Here is a 16,147-nt window from a genome sequence, read left to right on the forward strand (position 1 = left end):
CAGCCACCACATCAACCCCGACCAAAACTACTGGCCCAACCAAAACAAAAACCCCGGCCAACGGCCGGGGAATCTGTAACCCATGACGCGACTCATCTGTCACCTATGACTCGACTCATCACACAGCGGTGGCGGAGGGATTTGAACCCCCGGACGGTTTTAGCCGTCTCTCGCTTTCAAGGCGAGTGCATTAGGCCGCTCTGCCACGCCACCGCGGACAAGGGTAGCGGTGCACACGCGCCGATGTTCAGTCAGAACCTCTCAACGCCGCGCTGACCCGCCGGCAATCAGGGCGGCCATCACGTCATGCTATGCGAGACATGGCCTTTGGAACAGACCACACTCCAGGGCTAGTAGCGTGGCGACCATGTATGGCATCGTCGCCGAGTCGGCCGACCGACTTGTCTGGCAGCAAGTCCCCGACGTCACCGCGGGCCGCGGTGAGGTGCTGGTCAAGGTGACCGCCGCCGGGGTGAACCGGGCGGACCTTCTGCAGGCCGCTGGGAAGTATCCGCCACCGCCGGGGGCCAGCGAACTGCTGGGGATGGAGGTGTCCGGCGTCATCGAAGCGGTCGGCGACAACGTCTCAGAAGACTGGTCGCCGGGGCGGGAAGTCTGCGCCCTCCTGGCCGGGGGTGGTTACGCCGAATACGTCGCGGTGCCCGCCGGTCAGTTGCTGCCGCACCCCGCGGGCCTGGATCTGGTGGACTCCGCGGGCGTTCCGGAGGTGGCCTGCACGGTCTGGTCGAACCTGGTGATGGCGGCCCATCTGGGCGAGGGCGAGGTGCTGCTCATGCACGGCGGGGCCAGCGGGATAGGCAGTCACGCGATCCAGATCGGCCGCGCCCTGGGCGCCCGGGTCGCGGTGACCGCAGGTTCGACGGAGAAGCTGGAATTCTGTCGCGACCTCGGCGCCGAGATCCTGATCAACTACCGCGAGGAGGACTTCGTCGAGCGGGTGCGCGACGATACCGACGGCGCGGGAGCCAACGTCATCTTCGACATCATGGGCGCCGCCTACCTGGACCGGAACGTCGACGCGCTGGCCAACGACGGCCGGCTGGTCATCATCGGCATGCAGGGCGGGATAAAGGGAGAGCTCAACATCGCCAAGCTGATGGGCAAACGCGGGACGGTCATCGGCACCACGCTGCGCGCCCGTCCGACCGTCGGACCGAACAGCAAAAGCGAGATCGTCGCCGCGGTCACGAAGTCGGTCTGGCCGATGATCGCCGACGGGCGGGTGAAGCCGGTGATCGGGGCGCGGCTGACGATTCAGGAAGCAGCGGAGGCGCACCGGCTGCTGTCGTCGGGCGAGGTGACGGGCAAGGTCGTCCTGACGGTCTAGTCAGCCCCGCGCCGGGCCGACGATCGCCCGGCCAGTGGGGCGCTGGCCTGCGAACGCCCGGCCAGCCGGGCAGTCAGCCCCGGCGAGCCGGGCCGGGCTAGTCAGCCCAGCGAGGCCAGCGCGCGCACGACCTGGTCGACTTCGGCCATCGTCGAGTAGTGCGCCAGACCGACCGTGACCGCGCCGCCGACGTCGTTGACACCGATGACGTCGAGCACCCGCGAATTGGCGTTGGAGATCGCCAGGATCCCGTTGTCCGCCAGCCGCTGCACCACCCGCTCGGCCGGCACATCGTGCACCGCGAAGCTGACCACCGGTATCCGGGACTCCGGCCGGGCGATCACCACCACGCGTGGCAGCGAGCGCAACGAGTTCATCAGGTAGTCGAAGATCCCGTCCATGTACGTCGTCGCGGATTTGATCGAGGTGGACAACCGTTCGCGACGCGTGCCATGAGCCGACTCGTCGAGCGAGGCGAGATATTCGATGCTGGCGACGAAGCCGCCCAGCAGGCCGAACTGGTGCGAGCCGACCTCCAGCCGGGCCGGGCCGGTGGCGTAGGGGTTGGTCGACACCGAGGTGAACGTGTTGATCATGGCCGGGTCGCGGAACACCAGCGCGCCCACCGGCGGGCCACCCCAGTTGACGGCGTTGATCGCCACCACGTCGGCGTCGATGTCGTCGATGTCGAACAGTCGATAGGGCGCCGCGGCGGAATGGTCGACGACCACGAACCCACCGACGTCATGCACCAACTTGGTCACCGGCCGTAGGTCGGTGATCGTGCCGAGGGTTCCCGACGCGGAGCTCACCGCGACCAGCCGGGTGGCCTGGCCGATCAGCCCCTCCCACTGCCACGACGGCAGGTCGCCGGTCTCGATGTCGACCTCGGCCCACTTCACCTTGGCGCCGAACCGGTTCGCCGCGCGCAGCCACGGCGCGATGTTCGCCTCGTCGTCGAGCCGGGTCACGACCATCTCGTAGCCCAGTCCGGCGCGGGTCGACGACGCGTCGGCCAACGAAGCCAGCAACACCGCACGGTCGGCGCCCAGCACCACGCCGCGGGGGTCGGCATTGACCAGATCAGCCGCTGCCTGGCGGGCCGCCTCCAGCACCGCCGCGCTGCGTTTGGCCGAGGGGTGCGGACCGGCTGTGCTGGGGAATGAGCCGCGAAACGCCGTCGAGACGGTGGTTGCCACCGAGTCGGGAATGAGCATCCCCGACGGGGCGTCGAAGTGCACCCAACCGTCACCGAGCGACGGGTGTAACCCGCGCACTCGGGCGACGTCGTATGACATACCAGCCACCTTAGAGCCATGCGCAATAAGTGAAACCGTGACGGTAGCGGGCACCCGGATACGTCCCCACCGTCCCGAGCCAGGTCACCCGGGCAGCCATACTAGTCGCGTGGGGCTTTGCTTCGGAATGCTGATCGCATTGTTTTTGCTGATCGTGCCGGGGGCGATCATCGGGCGAATCACCCAGCTAAGTTGGCCGATCGCCATCGCGATTGGTCCGGCACTCACCTACGGCGTGATCGCGCTGGCGATAATCCCGTTCGGCGCCATCGGAATTCCGTGGAACGGTTGGACCGCGCTGGCCGCCCTGGCGGCGGTGGCTGTGGTGATGATCTGCCTGCAACCGCTGCTGGCCGGCTACCGCGACGCCAGTGCAGCAGGCCCTGAGAACGAAGCGATTGACCGACGGCAGGCGCTGACCGTCGCGGCCGGGGTGCTGCTCGGTGGGTTGCTGATCATGTGGGCGGCCTACCGCGGTCTGGTGCATTGGCAGTCGATCCCCAGCACCTGGGATGCGGTCTGGCACGCCAACACGGTGCGATTCATCCTCGACACCGGTCAGGCGTCGTCGACGCACATGGGCGAGCTGCGCAACGTCGAGACGCATCGGCCGCTGTACTACCCGTCGGTGTTCCACGCGCTGGTCGCGGTCTACTGCCAGCTCACCGGCGCGGCGCCGACGACCGGCTACACCGTCAGCTCGGTGGCCGCCTCGGTCTGGCTGTTCCCGTCCAGCGCGGCGGTGCTGGCCTGGCACCTGGCCCGCCCGCGGACCCGGTACGCGGCGGGTGTGGCGGCGACAGCGGCGGCGCTCTCGGCGTCGTTCACGTCGGTGCCCTACGTCGAGTTCGGCACCGCGGCGATGCCGAACCTGGCGGCCTACGGCGTGGCGATCCCGACGTTCGTACTGGTGACCTCGACGCTGGCGCACCGCGACCGGATACCGGCGGCGGTCCTGGCTCTGGTCGGCGTCTTCTCGGTGCACCTCACCGGCGGATTCGTGGTGATCCTGTTCGTGGCGGCCTGGTGGCTGATGGACGCCTGGTGGCATCCGGTGCGGGGACGGCTCGCCGACGTGCTGACCCTGTCCGCGTCGGCGGTGCCGGCGGTGTTGATCCTGGGCCGGCAATTCATCGGGGTGGCCAAGCAGGCCGACATCATCGCCGGCCACGCATTCCCCAGCTTCAAGACCGTCAAGCAGGGCGTGATCGACGCCCTGCTGCTGCACACCCGCCATCTCAACGACTTCCCGATCCAGTACGCGCTGGTGGTGTTGAGCGCCATCGGCATGGTGATCCTGCTGTACAAGCGGGTCTGGTGGCCGCCGGTGATCTGGTTGCTGCTGACGGTGGCGACGATCTACTCGGGGGCGCCGTTCCACAATCCGCTGGGCAGCGCGATCGAGGTGTTCAGCCAGTTCTTCTACAACGATCCGCGCCGGCTGTCGGCGGTGGTGACGATGCTGGTGACGCCGATGGCGGCGATCGCGGTGTTCGCGCTGGCGGTCGGCGCGGTGGCGTTGGCCAAACGCGTCGTCGCCCGGAAATCCGCGGCGGTCCCTGACGCGGTGTGGGTTTCGGCGACCGCCGGTCTGCTCGTGCTGACCAGTGTGCTCAGCGCCCGGCACTACCTGTACCGGCATCTGGTGTTGTTCGGCGACAAGTACGACTCGGTGATCATCAACCAGAAGGATCTGGACGCCTTCGCTTACCTGGCCACGCTGCCGGGTGCGCGAAACACCGTGATCGGCAACTCCAACGTCGACGGCACCGCGTGGATGTACGCCGTCGCGGACCTGCACCCGATGTGGACCCACTACGACTATCCCCAGCAGACCGGCCCGGGCTACAACCGGTTCGTCTTCTGGGCCTACGCCGACGCCGACGCGTTGCCGAACGTTCTGCCGGACAAACGGGCGCTGGTACCGGACGCCATCCGGGCGCTCAACATCCGCTACATCCTGACCAGCGCGCCCACGGTCCGGGGATTCAAGGTGCCTGACGGACTAGTGTCGATAGACCAATCGAAGTGGTGGACGAAGATCTACGACAACGGTGAAGCCTGGATCTACGAATGGCGCGGTGCCCCGACAACTCCCAGAGGTGAGAAGCATTGAGTAACGACGACGAGATCGAAGTCATCGGCGGCGTCGATCCTCGCCTGTTGGCCACCGCGCAGGACTCCGATCCAGACGCCGACGACCGTTCGATCACCGACCTGGTCGAGCAGCCCGCCAAGGTGATGCGGATCGGCACCATGATCAAACAGCTTCTCGAAGAGGTGCGCGCCGCTCCGCTCGACGAGGCGAGCCGCAACCGGCTGCGCGACATCCACGCCACCAGCATCCGGGAACTCGAAGAGGGACTGGCGCCGGAGCTGCGGGACGAGCTCGATCGGCTGACCCTGCCGTTCACCGAGGGCAGCGTCCCGTCGGATGCCGAACTGCGCATCGCGCAGGCTCAGCTGGTCGGCTGGCTGGAGGGACTGTTCCACGGGATCCAGACCGCCTTGTTCGCCCAGCAGATGGCCGCCCGGGCGCAGATCGAGCAGATGCGCGAGCAGCGTGGCCTGCCGATGGGACCCGGCCGGCCGGGCGGACCCGGTCAATCCGGTTCCGGCACAGGCCAATACCTGTAGGCAATCAGGTGACGCCAACCGGTCCGCACATCGAAACCCACGACGCGTGGGTGGAGTTTCCGATCTTCGACGCCAAGTCGCGGTCGCTGAAGAAGACCTTCCTGGGCGGCTCGATCGGGCGCAACGCGTCCAACGTCGTGGTCATCGAGGCGCTGCGGGACATCACCATGTCGCTGGAATTGGGCGACCGGGTCGGACTCGTCGGGCACAACGGCGCCGGGAAATCGACTCTGCTGCGGCTACTTTCGGGCATCTACGAGCCGACCCGCGGCTCGGCGATCGTCCGCGGCCGGGTGGCGCCGGTGTTCGACCTCGGCGTCGGGATGGACCCGGAGATCTCCGGGTACGAGAACATCCTCATCCGCGGACTCTTCCTCGGGCAGACCCGTAAGCAGATGCTGGCCAAGGTCGACGAGATCGCCGATTTCACCGAACTCGGCGACTACCTGTCGATGCCGCTGCGGACCTACTCGACCGGCATGCGGGTGCGGTTGGCGATGGGCGTGGTCACCAGCATCGACCCCGAGATCCTGCTACTCGACGAGGGCATCGGCGCTGTCGACGCCGACTTCTTGAAGAAGGCGCAGACCCGGTTGCAGCAACTGGTCGAGCGGTCCGGAATCCTGGTGTTCGCAAGCCATTCCAACGAATTTCTGGCCCGGCTCTGCAAGACCGCAATGTGGATCGACCACGGCGTCATCAAGCAGACCGGCAGCATCGAAGACGTCGTGCGTGCCTACGAGGGCGAGGACGCCGCGCGGCACGTGCGCGAGGTGCTGGCCGAAACCGAGCGCGACAGCGTATGAGCCCCGTGGTGGCCGCTGTGGTTGTTACCCACCGGCGCGCTGATCTGCTGGCCAAGTCACTGGACGTGCTGAGCAGCCAGAGCCGGCCGGTCGACCAGTTGATCGTGGTCGACAATGCCCACGAAGAGCGGGTCCGCGACCTCGTCGCCGGCCAACCCATCCCGACGACCTATCTGCCGTCGCGCCGAAACCTGGGCGGCGCAGGCGGTTTCGCGCTCGGCATCCTGCACGCGCTGGCACTCGGCGCCGACTGGGTGTGGCTGGCCGACGACGACGGCCACCCGCAGGACAGTCAGGTGCTGGCCACGCTGTTGGAATGCGCCGACAAGCATCACCTGGCCGAGGTGTCGCCGATGGTGTGCGATGCCGACGCCCCGGAGAAGCTGGCCTTTCCGCTGCGCCGCGGACTGGTCTGGCGGCGGCTGGTCAGCGAGCTGCGCACCGATTCCAACCAGGAGCTGCTGCCGGGTATCGCGTCGCTGTTCAACGGCGCACTGTTTCGCGCGTCGGCGTTCGAGGCGATCGGCGTCCCGGACCTGCGGCTCTTCGTGCGCGGCGACGAGGTGGAGATCCACCGCCGGCTGGTCCGGTCCGGGCTGGCGTTCGGCACCTGCCTCGACACGGCCTACCTGCATCCGTGCGGCTCAGACGAGTTCAAGCCGATCCTGGCCGGGCGGATGCACACCCAGTATCCCGACGACGCCACCAAGCGCTACTTCACCTACCGCAACCGCGGTTACCTGATGGCGCAGCCGGGTCTGCGCAAACTGCTTGTCCAGGAATGGCTTCGGTTCGGCTGGTTCTTCCTGATTTCCCGTCGCGACCCGAGGGGTCTGCTGGAGTGGCTGCGGCTGCGCCGGCTGGGCCGCCGGGAGCAGTTCGAGAGGCCTTCTGAATGACAACCGTTGACATAGCGGCGCAGTCGAAGACGATGTCCCGGGCCTGGGGTGACCTGGTCGACGGGTACCGCCGCCGCGAGCTGTGGCTGCATCTCGGCTGGCAGGACATCAAGCAGCGCTACCGCCGCTCGGTGCTGGGCCCGTTCTGGATCACCATCGCCACCGGGACCACCGCCGTCGCCATGGGCGGGCTGTATTCCAAGCTGTTTCACCTGCAGCTGTCGGTGCACCTGCCCTACGTCACCCTCGGCCTGATCATCTGGAACCTGATCAACGCCTCCATCCTGGAAGGCGCGGACGTGTTCGTCGCCAACGAGGGCTTGATCAAGCAGCTACCGACGCCACTGAGCGTGCACGTCTACCGGCTGGTGTGGCGGCAGATGATCCTGTTCGGTCACAACATCGTCATCTACATCGTGATCGCGATGATCTACCCGAAGCCGTGGTCGTGGGCCGACCTGGCGGTGATTCCGGCGCTGGGGCTGATCGTGCTGAACTGCGTCTGGGTGTCGTTGTGCTTCGGCATCTTGTCGACGCGCTTCCGCGACATCGGGCCGCTGCTGTTCTCCGTCGTGCAGTTGCTGTTCTTCATGACCCCGATCATCTGGAACGACGACACACTGCGGCAGCAGGGCGCCGGACAGTGGTCGAAGATCGTGGAGCTCAACCCTCTGCTGCACTACCTGGATCTGGTCCGCGCGCCGCTACTCGGCGCACACCAGGAGCTGCGGCACTGGGTCGTGGTGATCGGACTGACGATCGTGGGCTGGGCCGTGGCGGCGTTCGCGATGCGTCAGTACCGCGCGCGGGTGGCCTACTGGGTCTAGCCGCTGGGCTGTCTAGTCGGCTGGGCTTTCGCGAGACAGCAGCCACGGTTGTGCGTCCGTCAGAATCGCAACCCTGACGTCTGTCTCGCTGGCTGAAACCCCCCGTAGACTTCGCGCCGATGGCTGAGATCGCGGCGAGCACCCCGTTGCCGCTGAAAACACAGGCGTGGCGCTTCGTCGTCACCGGCGGGCTGTCGGCGATCGTCGACTTCGGCCTGTACGTGCTGCTGTTGCGCCTGGGACTGCAGGTCAACGTCGCCAAGTCGCTGAGCTTCATCGCCGGCACCACGACGGCCTATCTGATCAATCGCCGCTGGACGTTCCAGGCGCCACCCAGCCGGGCCCGGTTCATCGCCGTCTGCGTGCTTTACGCGCTCACCTACTGCGTGCAGGTGGGCATCAATTACGTCTTCTACCTGCAGTTCGCCCACGAGCCGTGGCGGGTGCCCGCGGCCTTCGTGATCGCGCAGGGCACCGCAACCGTGATCAATTTCGTCGTACAGCGATCGTTGATTTTCCGCCTGCGCTGACGCCCGCGATGCATGCTGAGCCAAGCCGAGCTTCTGGTGAGACGAGCGCGTCCCGCATCGTCGCCGGACGCGGCGGGTACCCTCTTTCACGATGTTGAGCAGCGACATTTCGACCACTAAAACCCCGCTGATGGGCTTTGGCCGCACCGCGCCGTCGGTGGCGGAGGTGCTGTCGACCCCGGACACCGAGTTGATCGCGAAAGCGGTCGGTCAGGTCGCGGAATCGGGCGGGCGGGCTCGAAGCAGGGGCGTGATCGCCCGCGGGCTGGGCCGTAGCTACGGCGACAACGCCCAGAACGGCGGCGGTCTGGTGATCGACATGACGCCGCTGAACAAGATCCATTCGATCGACTCCGACTCCCGGCTGGCCGAGGTGGACGCCGGCGTGAGCCTGGACCAGTTGATGAAGGCGGCGCTGCCGTTCGGGCTGTGGGTGCCGGTGCTGCCCGGCACCCGGCAAGTCACCGTCGGCGGCGCCATCGCCTGCGACATCCACGGCAAGAACCACCACAGTGCGGGCAGCTTCGGCAACCATGTCGTGTCGATGGACCTGCTGACCGCCGACGGGCAGATCCGCCGCCTCACTCCCGTCGGTGACGAGGCTGAGCTGTTCTGGGCCACCGTCGGAGGCAACGGGCTGACCGGCATCGTGCTGCGGGCCGTCATCGCGATGACCCCGACGGAGACGGCGTACTTCATCGCCGACGGTGTCGCCACCCGCGATCTCGAAGAGACGGTCGCGGTGCACCTGGACGGCACCGAAGACAACTACACCTACTCCAGCGCGTGGTTCGACCTGATCAGCCCGCCGCCTAAGCTCGGCCGGGCCTCGATCAGCCGCGGCAGCCTGGCGAAGCTCGATCAGCTACCGCCGAAACTGGCCAAGAACCCGCTGAAATTCGATGCGCCACAACTACTTTCGGTGCCCAACATCTTTCCGATCAGTGCGATGAACAAGCTGTCGTTCATGGCGATCGGCGAGGTCTACTACCGGCTGGGCGGAACCTACAGCGGCAAGGTCCAGAACCTCTCGCAGTTCTACCACATGCTCGACCTGGTCAGCGGATGGAACAACGCCTACGGCCCAACAGGTTTCGCGCAGCACCAGTTCCTGGTGCCGCCGGATGCGCTGGAAGAATTCAAGGCGATCATCCGCTGGATCCAGACCCGTGGCCACTACTCGGCGCTCAACGTCTTCAAGCTCTTCGGCCCCGGCAACAAGGCCCCGTTGAGCTTCCCGATGGCCGGCTGGAACGTCGCGATGGACTTCCCGAACAAGCCCGGCGTCAACGAATTCCTCAACGAGCTCGACACCCGCGTCATGGAGTTCGGCGGCCGGGTCTACACGGCCAAAGACTCACGGGTCAGTGCCGAGAACTTCCACGCCATGTACCCCCGCATCGACGAATGGATTGCGGTGCGCCGCAAGGTCGATCCGACCGGGGTCTTCGTCTCGGACATGGCCCGACGTTTGGAGCTGCTGTAAATGGTGCTTGACGCCGTAGGAAACCCCCAGGCCATTCTGCTGCTGGGGGGTACTTCTGAGATCGGGCTGGCGATCTGCGAGCGCTACCTGCGCAACGCGAACGCCCGCATCGTGCTGGCCGACCTGCCCGACCATCCCGGCAAGGACAAGGCCATCGCACAGCTGAAGGCCGCCGGTGCCAAGTCGGTCGACTGGATCGACTTCGACGGCACCGACACCACCAGCCACCCCGCGGTGATCGATGCGGCTTTCTGCGGCGGCGACATCGACGTCGCGATTGTGGCGTTCGGCCTGCTCGGCAACGCCGAGGAGCTGTGGCAAGACCAGCGCAAGGCCGTTCAGATCGCCCAGATCAACTACACCGCAGCAGTTTCCGTCGGCGTGCTGCTCGGCGAGAAGCTCAAGGCGCAGGGCTTCGGCCGCATCATCGCGATGAGCTCGGTTGCCGGTGAGCGGGTGCGCCGGTCGAACTTCGTCTACGGTTCCACCAAGGCCGGCCTCGACGGCTTCTACCTCGGCCTTGGAGAAGCGTTGCGCGAGTACGGAGTTCGCGTGCTCGTCATCCGCCCCGGGCAGGTGCGTACCACCACGACGCTGGAGCACTGGAAGGCCACCGGCGCCAAAGAGGCGCCCTTCACCGTCGACAAGGAAGCCGTCGCCGAGCTGGCCGTCACCGCGGCCGCCAAAGGCAAGGACCTGGTCTGGGCGCCTGGACCGGTCCGCTATCTGATGACGGTGCTGCGGCACATCCCGCGACCGATCTTCCGCAAGCTGCCCTTCTAGATGCGCAACGCACTGGCCACCGTCGGCCACCTGGTGATCGCGGTCGCCCTCGCGGCGGCGGTCTCGGTGATATCGCTGACCGCGATAGCCCGGGTGCAGTGGCCTGCCTTTCCGTCGTCGAATCAGCTGCACGCGCTGACCACGGTCGGCCAGGTCGGCTGCATCCTCGGACTGCTCTGCGCCGGTTGGGTTTTCCGGCGAGGGCGTCGGTACGCAGCACAGCTGCTGGCGGTGGTGCTGGTGTCCGCATTCTCGGTGGTGACACTCGGCATGCCGTTGGGCGCCACCAAGCTCTACCTGTTCGGGATCTCGGTCGACCAGCAATTCCGCACCGAGTACCTGACCCGTTTGACCGACAGCCCGACGCTGCACGACATGACCTACACCGGGCTGCCGGCGTTCTATCCGCCGGGCTGGTTCTGGGTCGGCGGGCGCGTCGCGGCCTTGACCGGCACACCGGGCTGGGAAACGTTCAAGCCGTGGGCGATCACCTCGATCACCATCGCGATCGCGATGGCATTGGTGTTGTGGGCGAGGATGATTCGCTTCGAATACGCGCTGCTGGTCACCACCGCGACCGCCGCGGTCACGCTGGCCTACAGCTCGCCGGAGCCGTACTCGGCGATGATCACCGTGCTGCTGCCGCCGGTGCTGGTCCTGACCTGGTCGGGTCTGCGCGGTGCGACGCGCGCCGGTGGTTGGGCCGCGGTGATCGGCGCCGGGATATTCCTCGGCGTCGCGGCGACCTCGTACACGCTGCTGACCGCGTACAGCGCCTTCACCATGTTCCTGATGGCGCTGACGCTGGCGGCGGCGCGCCGGCGCGACGGCCGCAACGCCGTGCTGGACCCACTGGTCCGACTGGCCGCCATTGCCGCGATCGCCGCGGCCATTGCTTCGACGACCTGGCTGCCGTTCCTGTTGCGCGCCGCCCACGACCCGGTCAGCAACAGCGGCAGCGCCTTCCACTACCTACCGGCCGACGGCGCCGAGCTCACCTTCCCGATGCTGAAGTTCACCCTGCTCGGCGCGTTGTGCCTGCTCGGGACGCTGTGGCTGGTCGTACGAGCCCGGTCGTCGGTGCGGGCGGGCGGCCTGGCGGTGGGCGTGCTCGCGGTCTACCTGTGGTCGCTGCTGTCGATGCTCGCCACGCTGGCCCGCACCACGTTGCTGTCTTTCCGGCTGCAGCCGACCCTGACGGTGTTGCTGACCGCGGCGGGTGTGTTCGGCTTCGTCGAGGCGACCGCTGCGGTGAAGGCGCGCGGGCGCGAGCGCCCCTGGGGGTGGGCCGTCGTTCCGGTGGCGGCGTCGATCGGGCTGGCCGCCGCGATCGCGTTCAGCCAGGACATCCCCGACGTGCTGCGCCCCGACCTGACCATTGCCTACACCGACACCGACGGCCACGGCCAGCGCGGCGACCGCCGTCCGCCCAGCTCGGAGAAGTTCTACGGCGAGATCGACCGCGCGATCACCCGCGCGACCGGCAAGCCGCGCGACCAGACCGTCGTGCTGACCGCCGACTACAGCTTCCTGTCCTACTACCCCTACTACGGCTTCCAGGGGCTGACGTCGCACTACGCCAACCCGCTGGCGCAGTTCGACAAGCGGGCCGCGGCGATCAACGAGTGGGCCAAGCTCAAGAAGGCCGACCCGTTCGTCCACGCGCTGGACACCTTGCCGTGGGCGGCGCCGACGGTGTTCCTGATGCGGCACGGCGGCTCGGCAGGCGCTTCGAGTTCCTACACCCTGCGGCTGGCCGAGGACGTCTATCCCAACCAGCCCAACGTGCGCCGCTACACCGTCGAACTCAACGCCGCGATCTTCGACGACCCGCGGTTCGCCGTGACCAAGATCGGCCCGTTCGTCCTGGCCATTCGCAAACCCTGATGGCTACCGAGGTGACCGAGGGTGAGCAATTAGCATCTACCCCCGTGGGCAGCCAGGCAGTCAGGAGTCATCGGACCGCCCGTCTCGTCGCCGTCGTCGCCGGGGTGCTCGGCACGCTGCTGGCGATCGCCACCCCGTTGCTGCCGGTCAAACAGACCACCGCTCAACTGAACTGGCCGCAGAACGGCGTCCTCGGCAGTGTCGAAGCCCCGCTGATCGGCTACGTCGCCACAGATCTCACCATCGGCATCCCCTGCCAGGCGGCGGCCGGCCTGACCGGAACCGGCAAGACCGTGCTGCTGTCGACGGTCCCCAAGCAGGCCCCGAAGGCGGTGGACCGCGGCCTGCTGATCGAACGCGTCGGCGACGACCTGGTACTGGTCGTGCGCAACGTCCCGCTGGTGGTCGCGCCGCTGAGCCAGGTCCTGAGCCCGGACTGCCAGAAGCTGGTCTTCACCGCCCACGCCGACCGGGTCGTTGGCGAATTCGTCGGGCTCACCCAGGGCCCCAACGCCGAGCACCCCGGCGCGGCACTGCGCGGCGAGCGCAGCGGTTATGACTTCCGGCCGCAGATCGTCGGGGTCTTCACCGACCTCAGCGGACCCGCGCCGCCCGGCCTGACGTTCTCCGCGACGATCGACACCCGCTACAGCACGTCGCCGACGCCGCTGAAGATGGCCGCGATGGTGCTGGGCGTCGTTCTGACCCTCGCCGCGCTGATCGCGCTGCACGTGCTGGACACCTCGGACGGCACCCGGCACCGCCGCTTCCTGCCGCCGCGCTGGTGGTCGCTGAGCGGGCTGGACGGCCTCGTCGCGCTCGTGCTGGTGTGGTGGCATTTCGTCGGCGCCAACACTGCCGACGACGGCTACATCCTGACCATGGCCCGGGTCTCCGAGCATGCGGGATACATGGCCAACTACTACCGCTGGCTCGGCACCCCCGAGGCGCCGTTCGGCTGGTATTACGACCTGCTGGCACTGTGGGCCCACGTCACCACCGCGAGCATCTGGATGCGGCTGCCGACCCTGCTGATGGCGCTGGCCTGCTGGTGGGTGATCAGCCGGGAAGTCATCCCGCGGCTGGGTCACGCGGTCAAGACCTCCCGGGCGGCGGCGTGGACGGCGGCGGGCACCTTCCTGGCGGTCTGGCTGCCGTTGGACAACGGGTTGCGGCCCGAGCCGATCATCGCGGTCGGCATCCTGCTGACCTGGTGTTCGGTCGAGCGCGCGGTGGCCACCAGCCGCCTGCTACCGGTGGCGGCGGCGTGCATCATCGGGGCGCTGACGCTGTTCTCCGGACCCACCGGCATCGCCTCGATCGGGGCGCTGTTGGTGGCGATCGGCCCGCTGCGCACGATCATCCACCGCCGCTCCCAGCGCTTCGGGGTGGTGGCGCTGCTGGCGCCGATCGTCGCGGCGGTGAGCGTCAACGCGATCCTGATCTTCCGCGACCAGACGCTGGCCGGTGAGCTGCAGGCGACCTCGCTCAAGCGTGCGCTGGGGCCCAGCCTGAGCTGGTTCGACGAGCACATCCGCTACGAGCGGTTGTTCATGGCCAGTCCCGACGGGTCGGTCGCGCGGCGGTTCGCGTTGCTGGTGCTGCTGGTCGCACTCGGTGTCTCGGTGGCAATGACGTTGCGCAAGGGGCGAATTCCCGGCACCGCGGCCGGCCCGAGCCGACGCATCATCGGCATCACGGTGATCTCGTTCATCGCGATGATGTTCACCCCGACCAAGTGGACGCACCACTTCGGGGTGTTCGCCGGGCTGGCCGGTTCACTGGGCGCGCTGGCAGCCGTCGCAGTGACCGCGGTGGCGATGCGCTCGCGGCGCAACCGGACGCTGTTCGCCGTGGTGGTGCTGTTCGTGGTCGCGCTGTCGTTCGCCAGCGTCAACGGCTGGTGGTACGTCTCCAACTTCGGTGTGCCGTGGTCGAATGCGTTCCCGCAGTGGCACTTCGGCTTCACCACCGGGTTCCTCGCGCTGACGCTGCTGATCGCACTACTGGCCGCCTGGCTGCACTTCGTCAAGAGCGGCAGCGACGCCGACCCGCCGAACGACTCGCGACTGGGCCGAATCCTGCGCTCCCCCTTGGCGATTGCAGCCTGGGCGCTGGTGTTCTTCCAGGTGCTCTCGCTGACGCTGGGCATGACCGACCAGTATCCGGCGTGGTCGGTGGGCCGCTCCAATCTCCAGGCCCTGGCCGGAAAAACCTGCGGGCTGGCCACCGACGTCCTCGTCGAGCAGGACCCGAACGCGGGCATGCTCGAGCCGGTCTCGTCGGATGAAAAGGACGCGCTGGCCGACGGTTTCGCGGAGGGCTTCGACGCCAACGGCATTCCGTCGTCGGTGTCCGCCGACCCGGTGATGGAACGCCCCGGTGACCGCAGCTTCGTCAGCGACGACGGGAATGTGACCAACGGCGAGGCCGGCAACGAGGGTGGCACCACCGCGGCGCCCGGCATCAACGGCTCACGCGCGCGCCTGCCCTACGGCCTGAATCCGGCGCACACCCCGGTGCTGGGCAGTTGGCGGTCCGGCGGTCAGCTGCCGGCCCGCGTTCGCTCGGCGTGGTACCGGCTCCCCGCCCGCGACGCGTCCGGGCCGCTGCTGGTGGTCTCGGCCGCGGGCCGGTTCAACTACGGCGAGGTCGAGATCCAGTGGGCCAACGACCGGCAGGCCGCCGAGAACAAGCCCGGCGGCTCGACCGGGCTCGCCGACGTCGGTGCGGCGCCGGCCTGGCGCAACTTGCGGGCGCCGCTGTCCGCCCTGCCCGCCGACGCCACCCAGGTGCGGGTGGTGGTCAGCGACGAGGATCTGGACCCGCAGCACTGGATCGCCGTCACCCCGCCGCGGATCCCGCGACTGCGCACGCTGCAGGACGTGGTCGGCTCGTCGGATCCGGTGCTGCTGGACTGGCTGGTCGGCCTGGCCTTCCCCTGCCAGCGGCCGTTCGGGCACCAGAACGGCGTCGAGGAGATGCCGAAGTGGCGCATTCTGCCCGACCGGTTCGGGGCCGAGGCCAACTCACCGGTGATGGACAAGAACGGCGGCGGCCCGCTGGGCGTGACCGAGTTGCTGGTGCGCGCCAACACCGTCTCGACGTACCTGAAGGACGACTGGTCGCGTGACTGGGGCGCACTGCAGCAGTTGACGCCGTACTACCCGAATGCCGGCCCGGCCGAACTCGACCTGGGGTCGGCGACCCGCAGCGGCCTGTGGAGCCCGGCTCCGCTCAGACGGGGTTAACAGCCGCGCGTCGGCTTTTTGCGCCTCGGGGTGTGGCAGGTCGACCGGAACCGTGGACAACCTAGTTGTTCGTCGGTGGCGGCTGCGGTTGGAAGGGGTCGTACCACCACCAGTCGGCGCGCTCGCCGGTGGGCCCGGGGCATGGTGGGACAGCGGGCGGGGCGAGGGTGGGTGGACGTGCCAGCGAGTTCGCGCTCAGTGGTCGACCGCAGCTGTCGGTGACGGTGAGCTCGTGGGCGGGTCCGGTGATGGTGATGACACCGCGGTGGTGCAGCCGGTGGTGATACGGACAGACCAGGACCAGGTTCGCCAAATCGGTGGGTCCACCGTCTTCCGAGTGCCGGATGTGGTGTGCGTGCAGACCGCGGGTGGCCCCGCAGCCCGCAACCGCGCAG

Annotated in this window: 13 protein-coding genes and 1 tRNA gene; 11 read left to right on the top strand and 3 right to left on the bottom strand. The window is 67.8% G+C overall.

The features are described from left to right. Positions 1 to 126: 126 nt before the first annotated feature. Positions 127 to 213, bottom strand: a tRNA-Ser gene (locus tag CYU59_RS19045). A 154-nt stretch (positions 214 to 367) separates the two neighbouring features. On the opposite strand from CYU59_RS19045, the gene CYU59_RS19050 reads away from it, so the two are divergent. Further along, entirely contained in the window at positions 368 to 1,348 is a 981-nt protein-coding gene (locus CYU59_RS19050) for an NAD(P)H-quinone oxidoreductase (RefSeq protein WP_293001540.1), read from the top strand. Between the two features lie 101 nt (positions 1,349 to 1,449). Here CYU59_RS19050 and CYU59_RS19055 read toward each other — a convergent pair whose 3' ends face one another. After that, a complete protein-coding gene (locus CYU59_RS19055) occupies positions 1,450 to 2,646 on the bottom strand; it encodes a cysteine desulfurase-like protein (RefSeq protein ID WP_293001521.1) in 1,197 nt (398 codons plus the stop codon). 109 nt (positions 2,647 to 2,755) lie between these two features. On the opposite strand from CYU59_RS19055, the gene CYU59_RS19060 reads away from it, so the two are divergent. The 10 genes from CYU59_RS19060 to CYU59_RS19105 all read left to right on the top strand — a co-directional run bounded on the left by CYU59_RS19060 (position 2,756) and on the right by CYU59_RS19105 (position 15,752). Further along, a complete protein-coding gene (locus tag CYU59_RS19060; RefSeq protein ID WP_293001523.1) occupies positions 2,756 to 4,762 on the top strand; it encodes a DUF6541 family protein in 2,007 nt (668 codons plus the stop codon). Then, positions 4,759 to 5,283 carry a bacterial proteasome activator family protein gene (locus CYU59_RS19065; RefSeq protein WP_293001524.1) on the top strand — a complete coding sequence of 175 codons (525 nt, stop codon included), beginning with the start codon at positions 4,759 to 4,761 and terminating at the stop codon, positions 5,281 to 5,283. The genes CYU59_RS19060 and CYU59_RS19065 overlap by 4 nt, the downstream gene beginning before the upstream one ends. 8 nt (positions 5,284 to 5,291) lie before the next feature. Then, positions 5,292 to 6,089 carry an ABC transporter ATP-binding protein gene (locus CYU59_RS19070; RefSeq protein WP_293001525.1) on the top strand — a complete coding sequence of 266 codons (798 nt, stop codon included), beginning with the start codon at positions 5,292 to 5,294 and terminating at the stop codon, positions 6,087 to 6,089. Further along, positions 6,086 to 6,988, top strand: coding sequence for a glycosyltransferase family 2 protein (locus CYU59_RS19075; RefSeq protein ID WP_293001526.1), 903 nt, complete (start codon positions 6,086 to 6,088; stop codon positions 6,986 to 6,988). Before CYU59_RS19070 ends, CYU59_RS19075 begins: the two co-directional genes overlap by 4 nt. Further along, complete coding sequence (locus CYU59_RS19080) at positions 6,985 to 7,815, top strand: ABC transporter permease (RefSeq protein ID WP_293001527.1); 831 nt, start codon at positions 6,985 to 6,987, stop codon at positions 7,813 to 7,815. The genes CYU59_RS19075 and CYU59_RS19080 overlap by 4 nt, the downstream gene beginning before the upstream one ends. Before the next feature lie 119 nt (positions 7,816 to 7,934). Next, positions 7,935 to 8,345, top strand: coding sequence for a GtrA family protein (locus tag CYU59_RS19085; RefSeq protein WP_293001528.1), 411 nt, complete (start codon positions 7,935 to 7,937; stop codon positions 8,343 to 8,345). A gap of 91 nt (positions 8,346 to 8,436) precedes the next feature. Beyond that, positions 8,437 to 9,831, top strand: coding sequence for an FAD-binding oxidoreductase (locus tag CYU59_RS19090; RefSeq protein WP_293001530.1), 1,395 nt, complete (start codon positions 8,437 to 8,439; stop codon positions 9,829 to 9,831). After that, positions 9,832 to 10,614, top strand: coding sequence for a decaprenylphospho-beta-D-erythro-pentofuranosid-2-ulose 2-reductase (locus CYU59_RS19095; protein ID WP_293001532.1), 783 nt, complete (start codon positions 9,832 to 9,834; stop codon positions 10,612 to 10,614). It begins immediately after the preceding gene. Beyond that, positions 10,615 to 12,501, top strand: coding sequence for a galactan 5-O-arabinofuranosyltransferase (locus CYU59_RS19100; protein WP_293001534.1), 1,887 nt, complete (start codon positions 10,615 to 10,617; stop codon positions 12,499 to 12,501). Then, positions 12,501 to 15,752, top strand: a complete 3,252-nt coding sequence (locus CYU59_RS19105) for an arabinosyltransferase domain-containing protein (protein ID WP_293001536.1) — start codon at positions 12,501 to 12,503, stop codon at positions 15,750 to 15,752. Before CYU59_RS19100 ends, CYU59_RS19105 begins: the two co-directional genes overlap by 1 nt. 61 nt (positions 15,753 to 15,813) lie before the next feature. Here CYU59_RS19105 and CYU59_RS19110 read toward each other — a convergent pair. Next, a partial coding sequence (locus CYU59_RS19110; protein WP_293001538.1) for an HNH endonuclease signature motif containing protein occupies positions 15,814 to 16,147 on the bottom strand: 334 nt, incomplete at its 5' end.

Origin of the sequence: Mycobacterium sp., assembly GCF_002863225.1 — a bacterium.
Lineage (GTDB): Bacteria > Actinomycetota > Actinomycetes > Mycobacteriales > Mycobacteriaceae > Mycobacterium.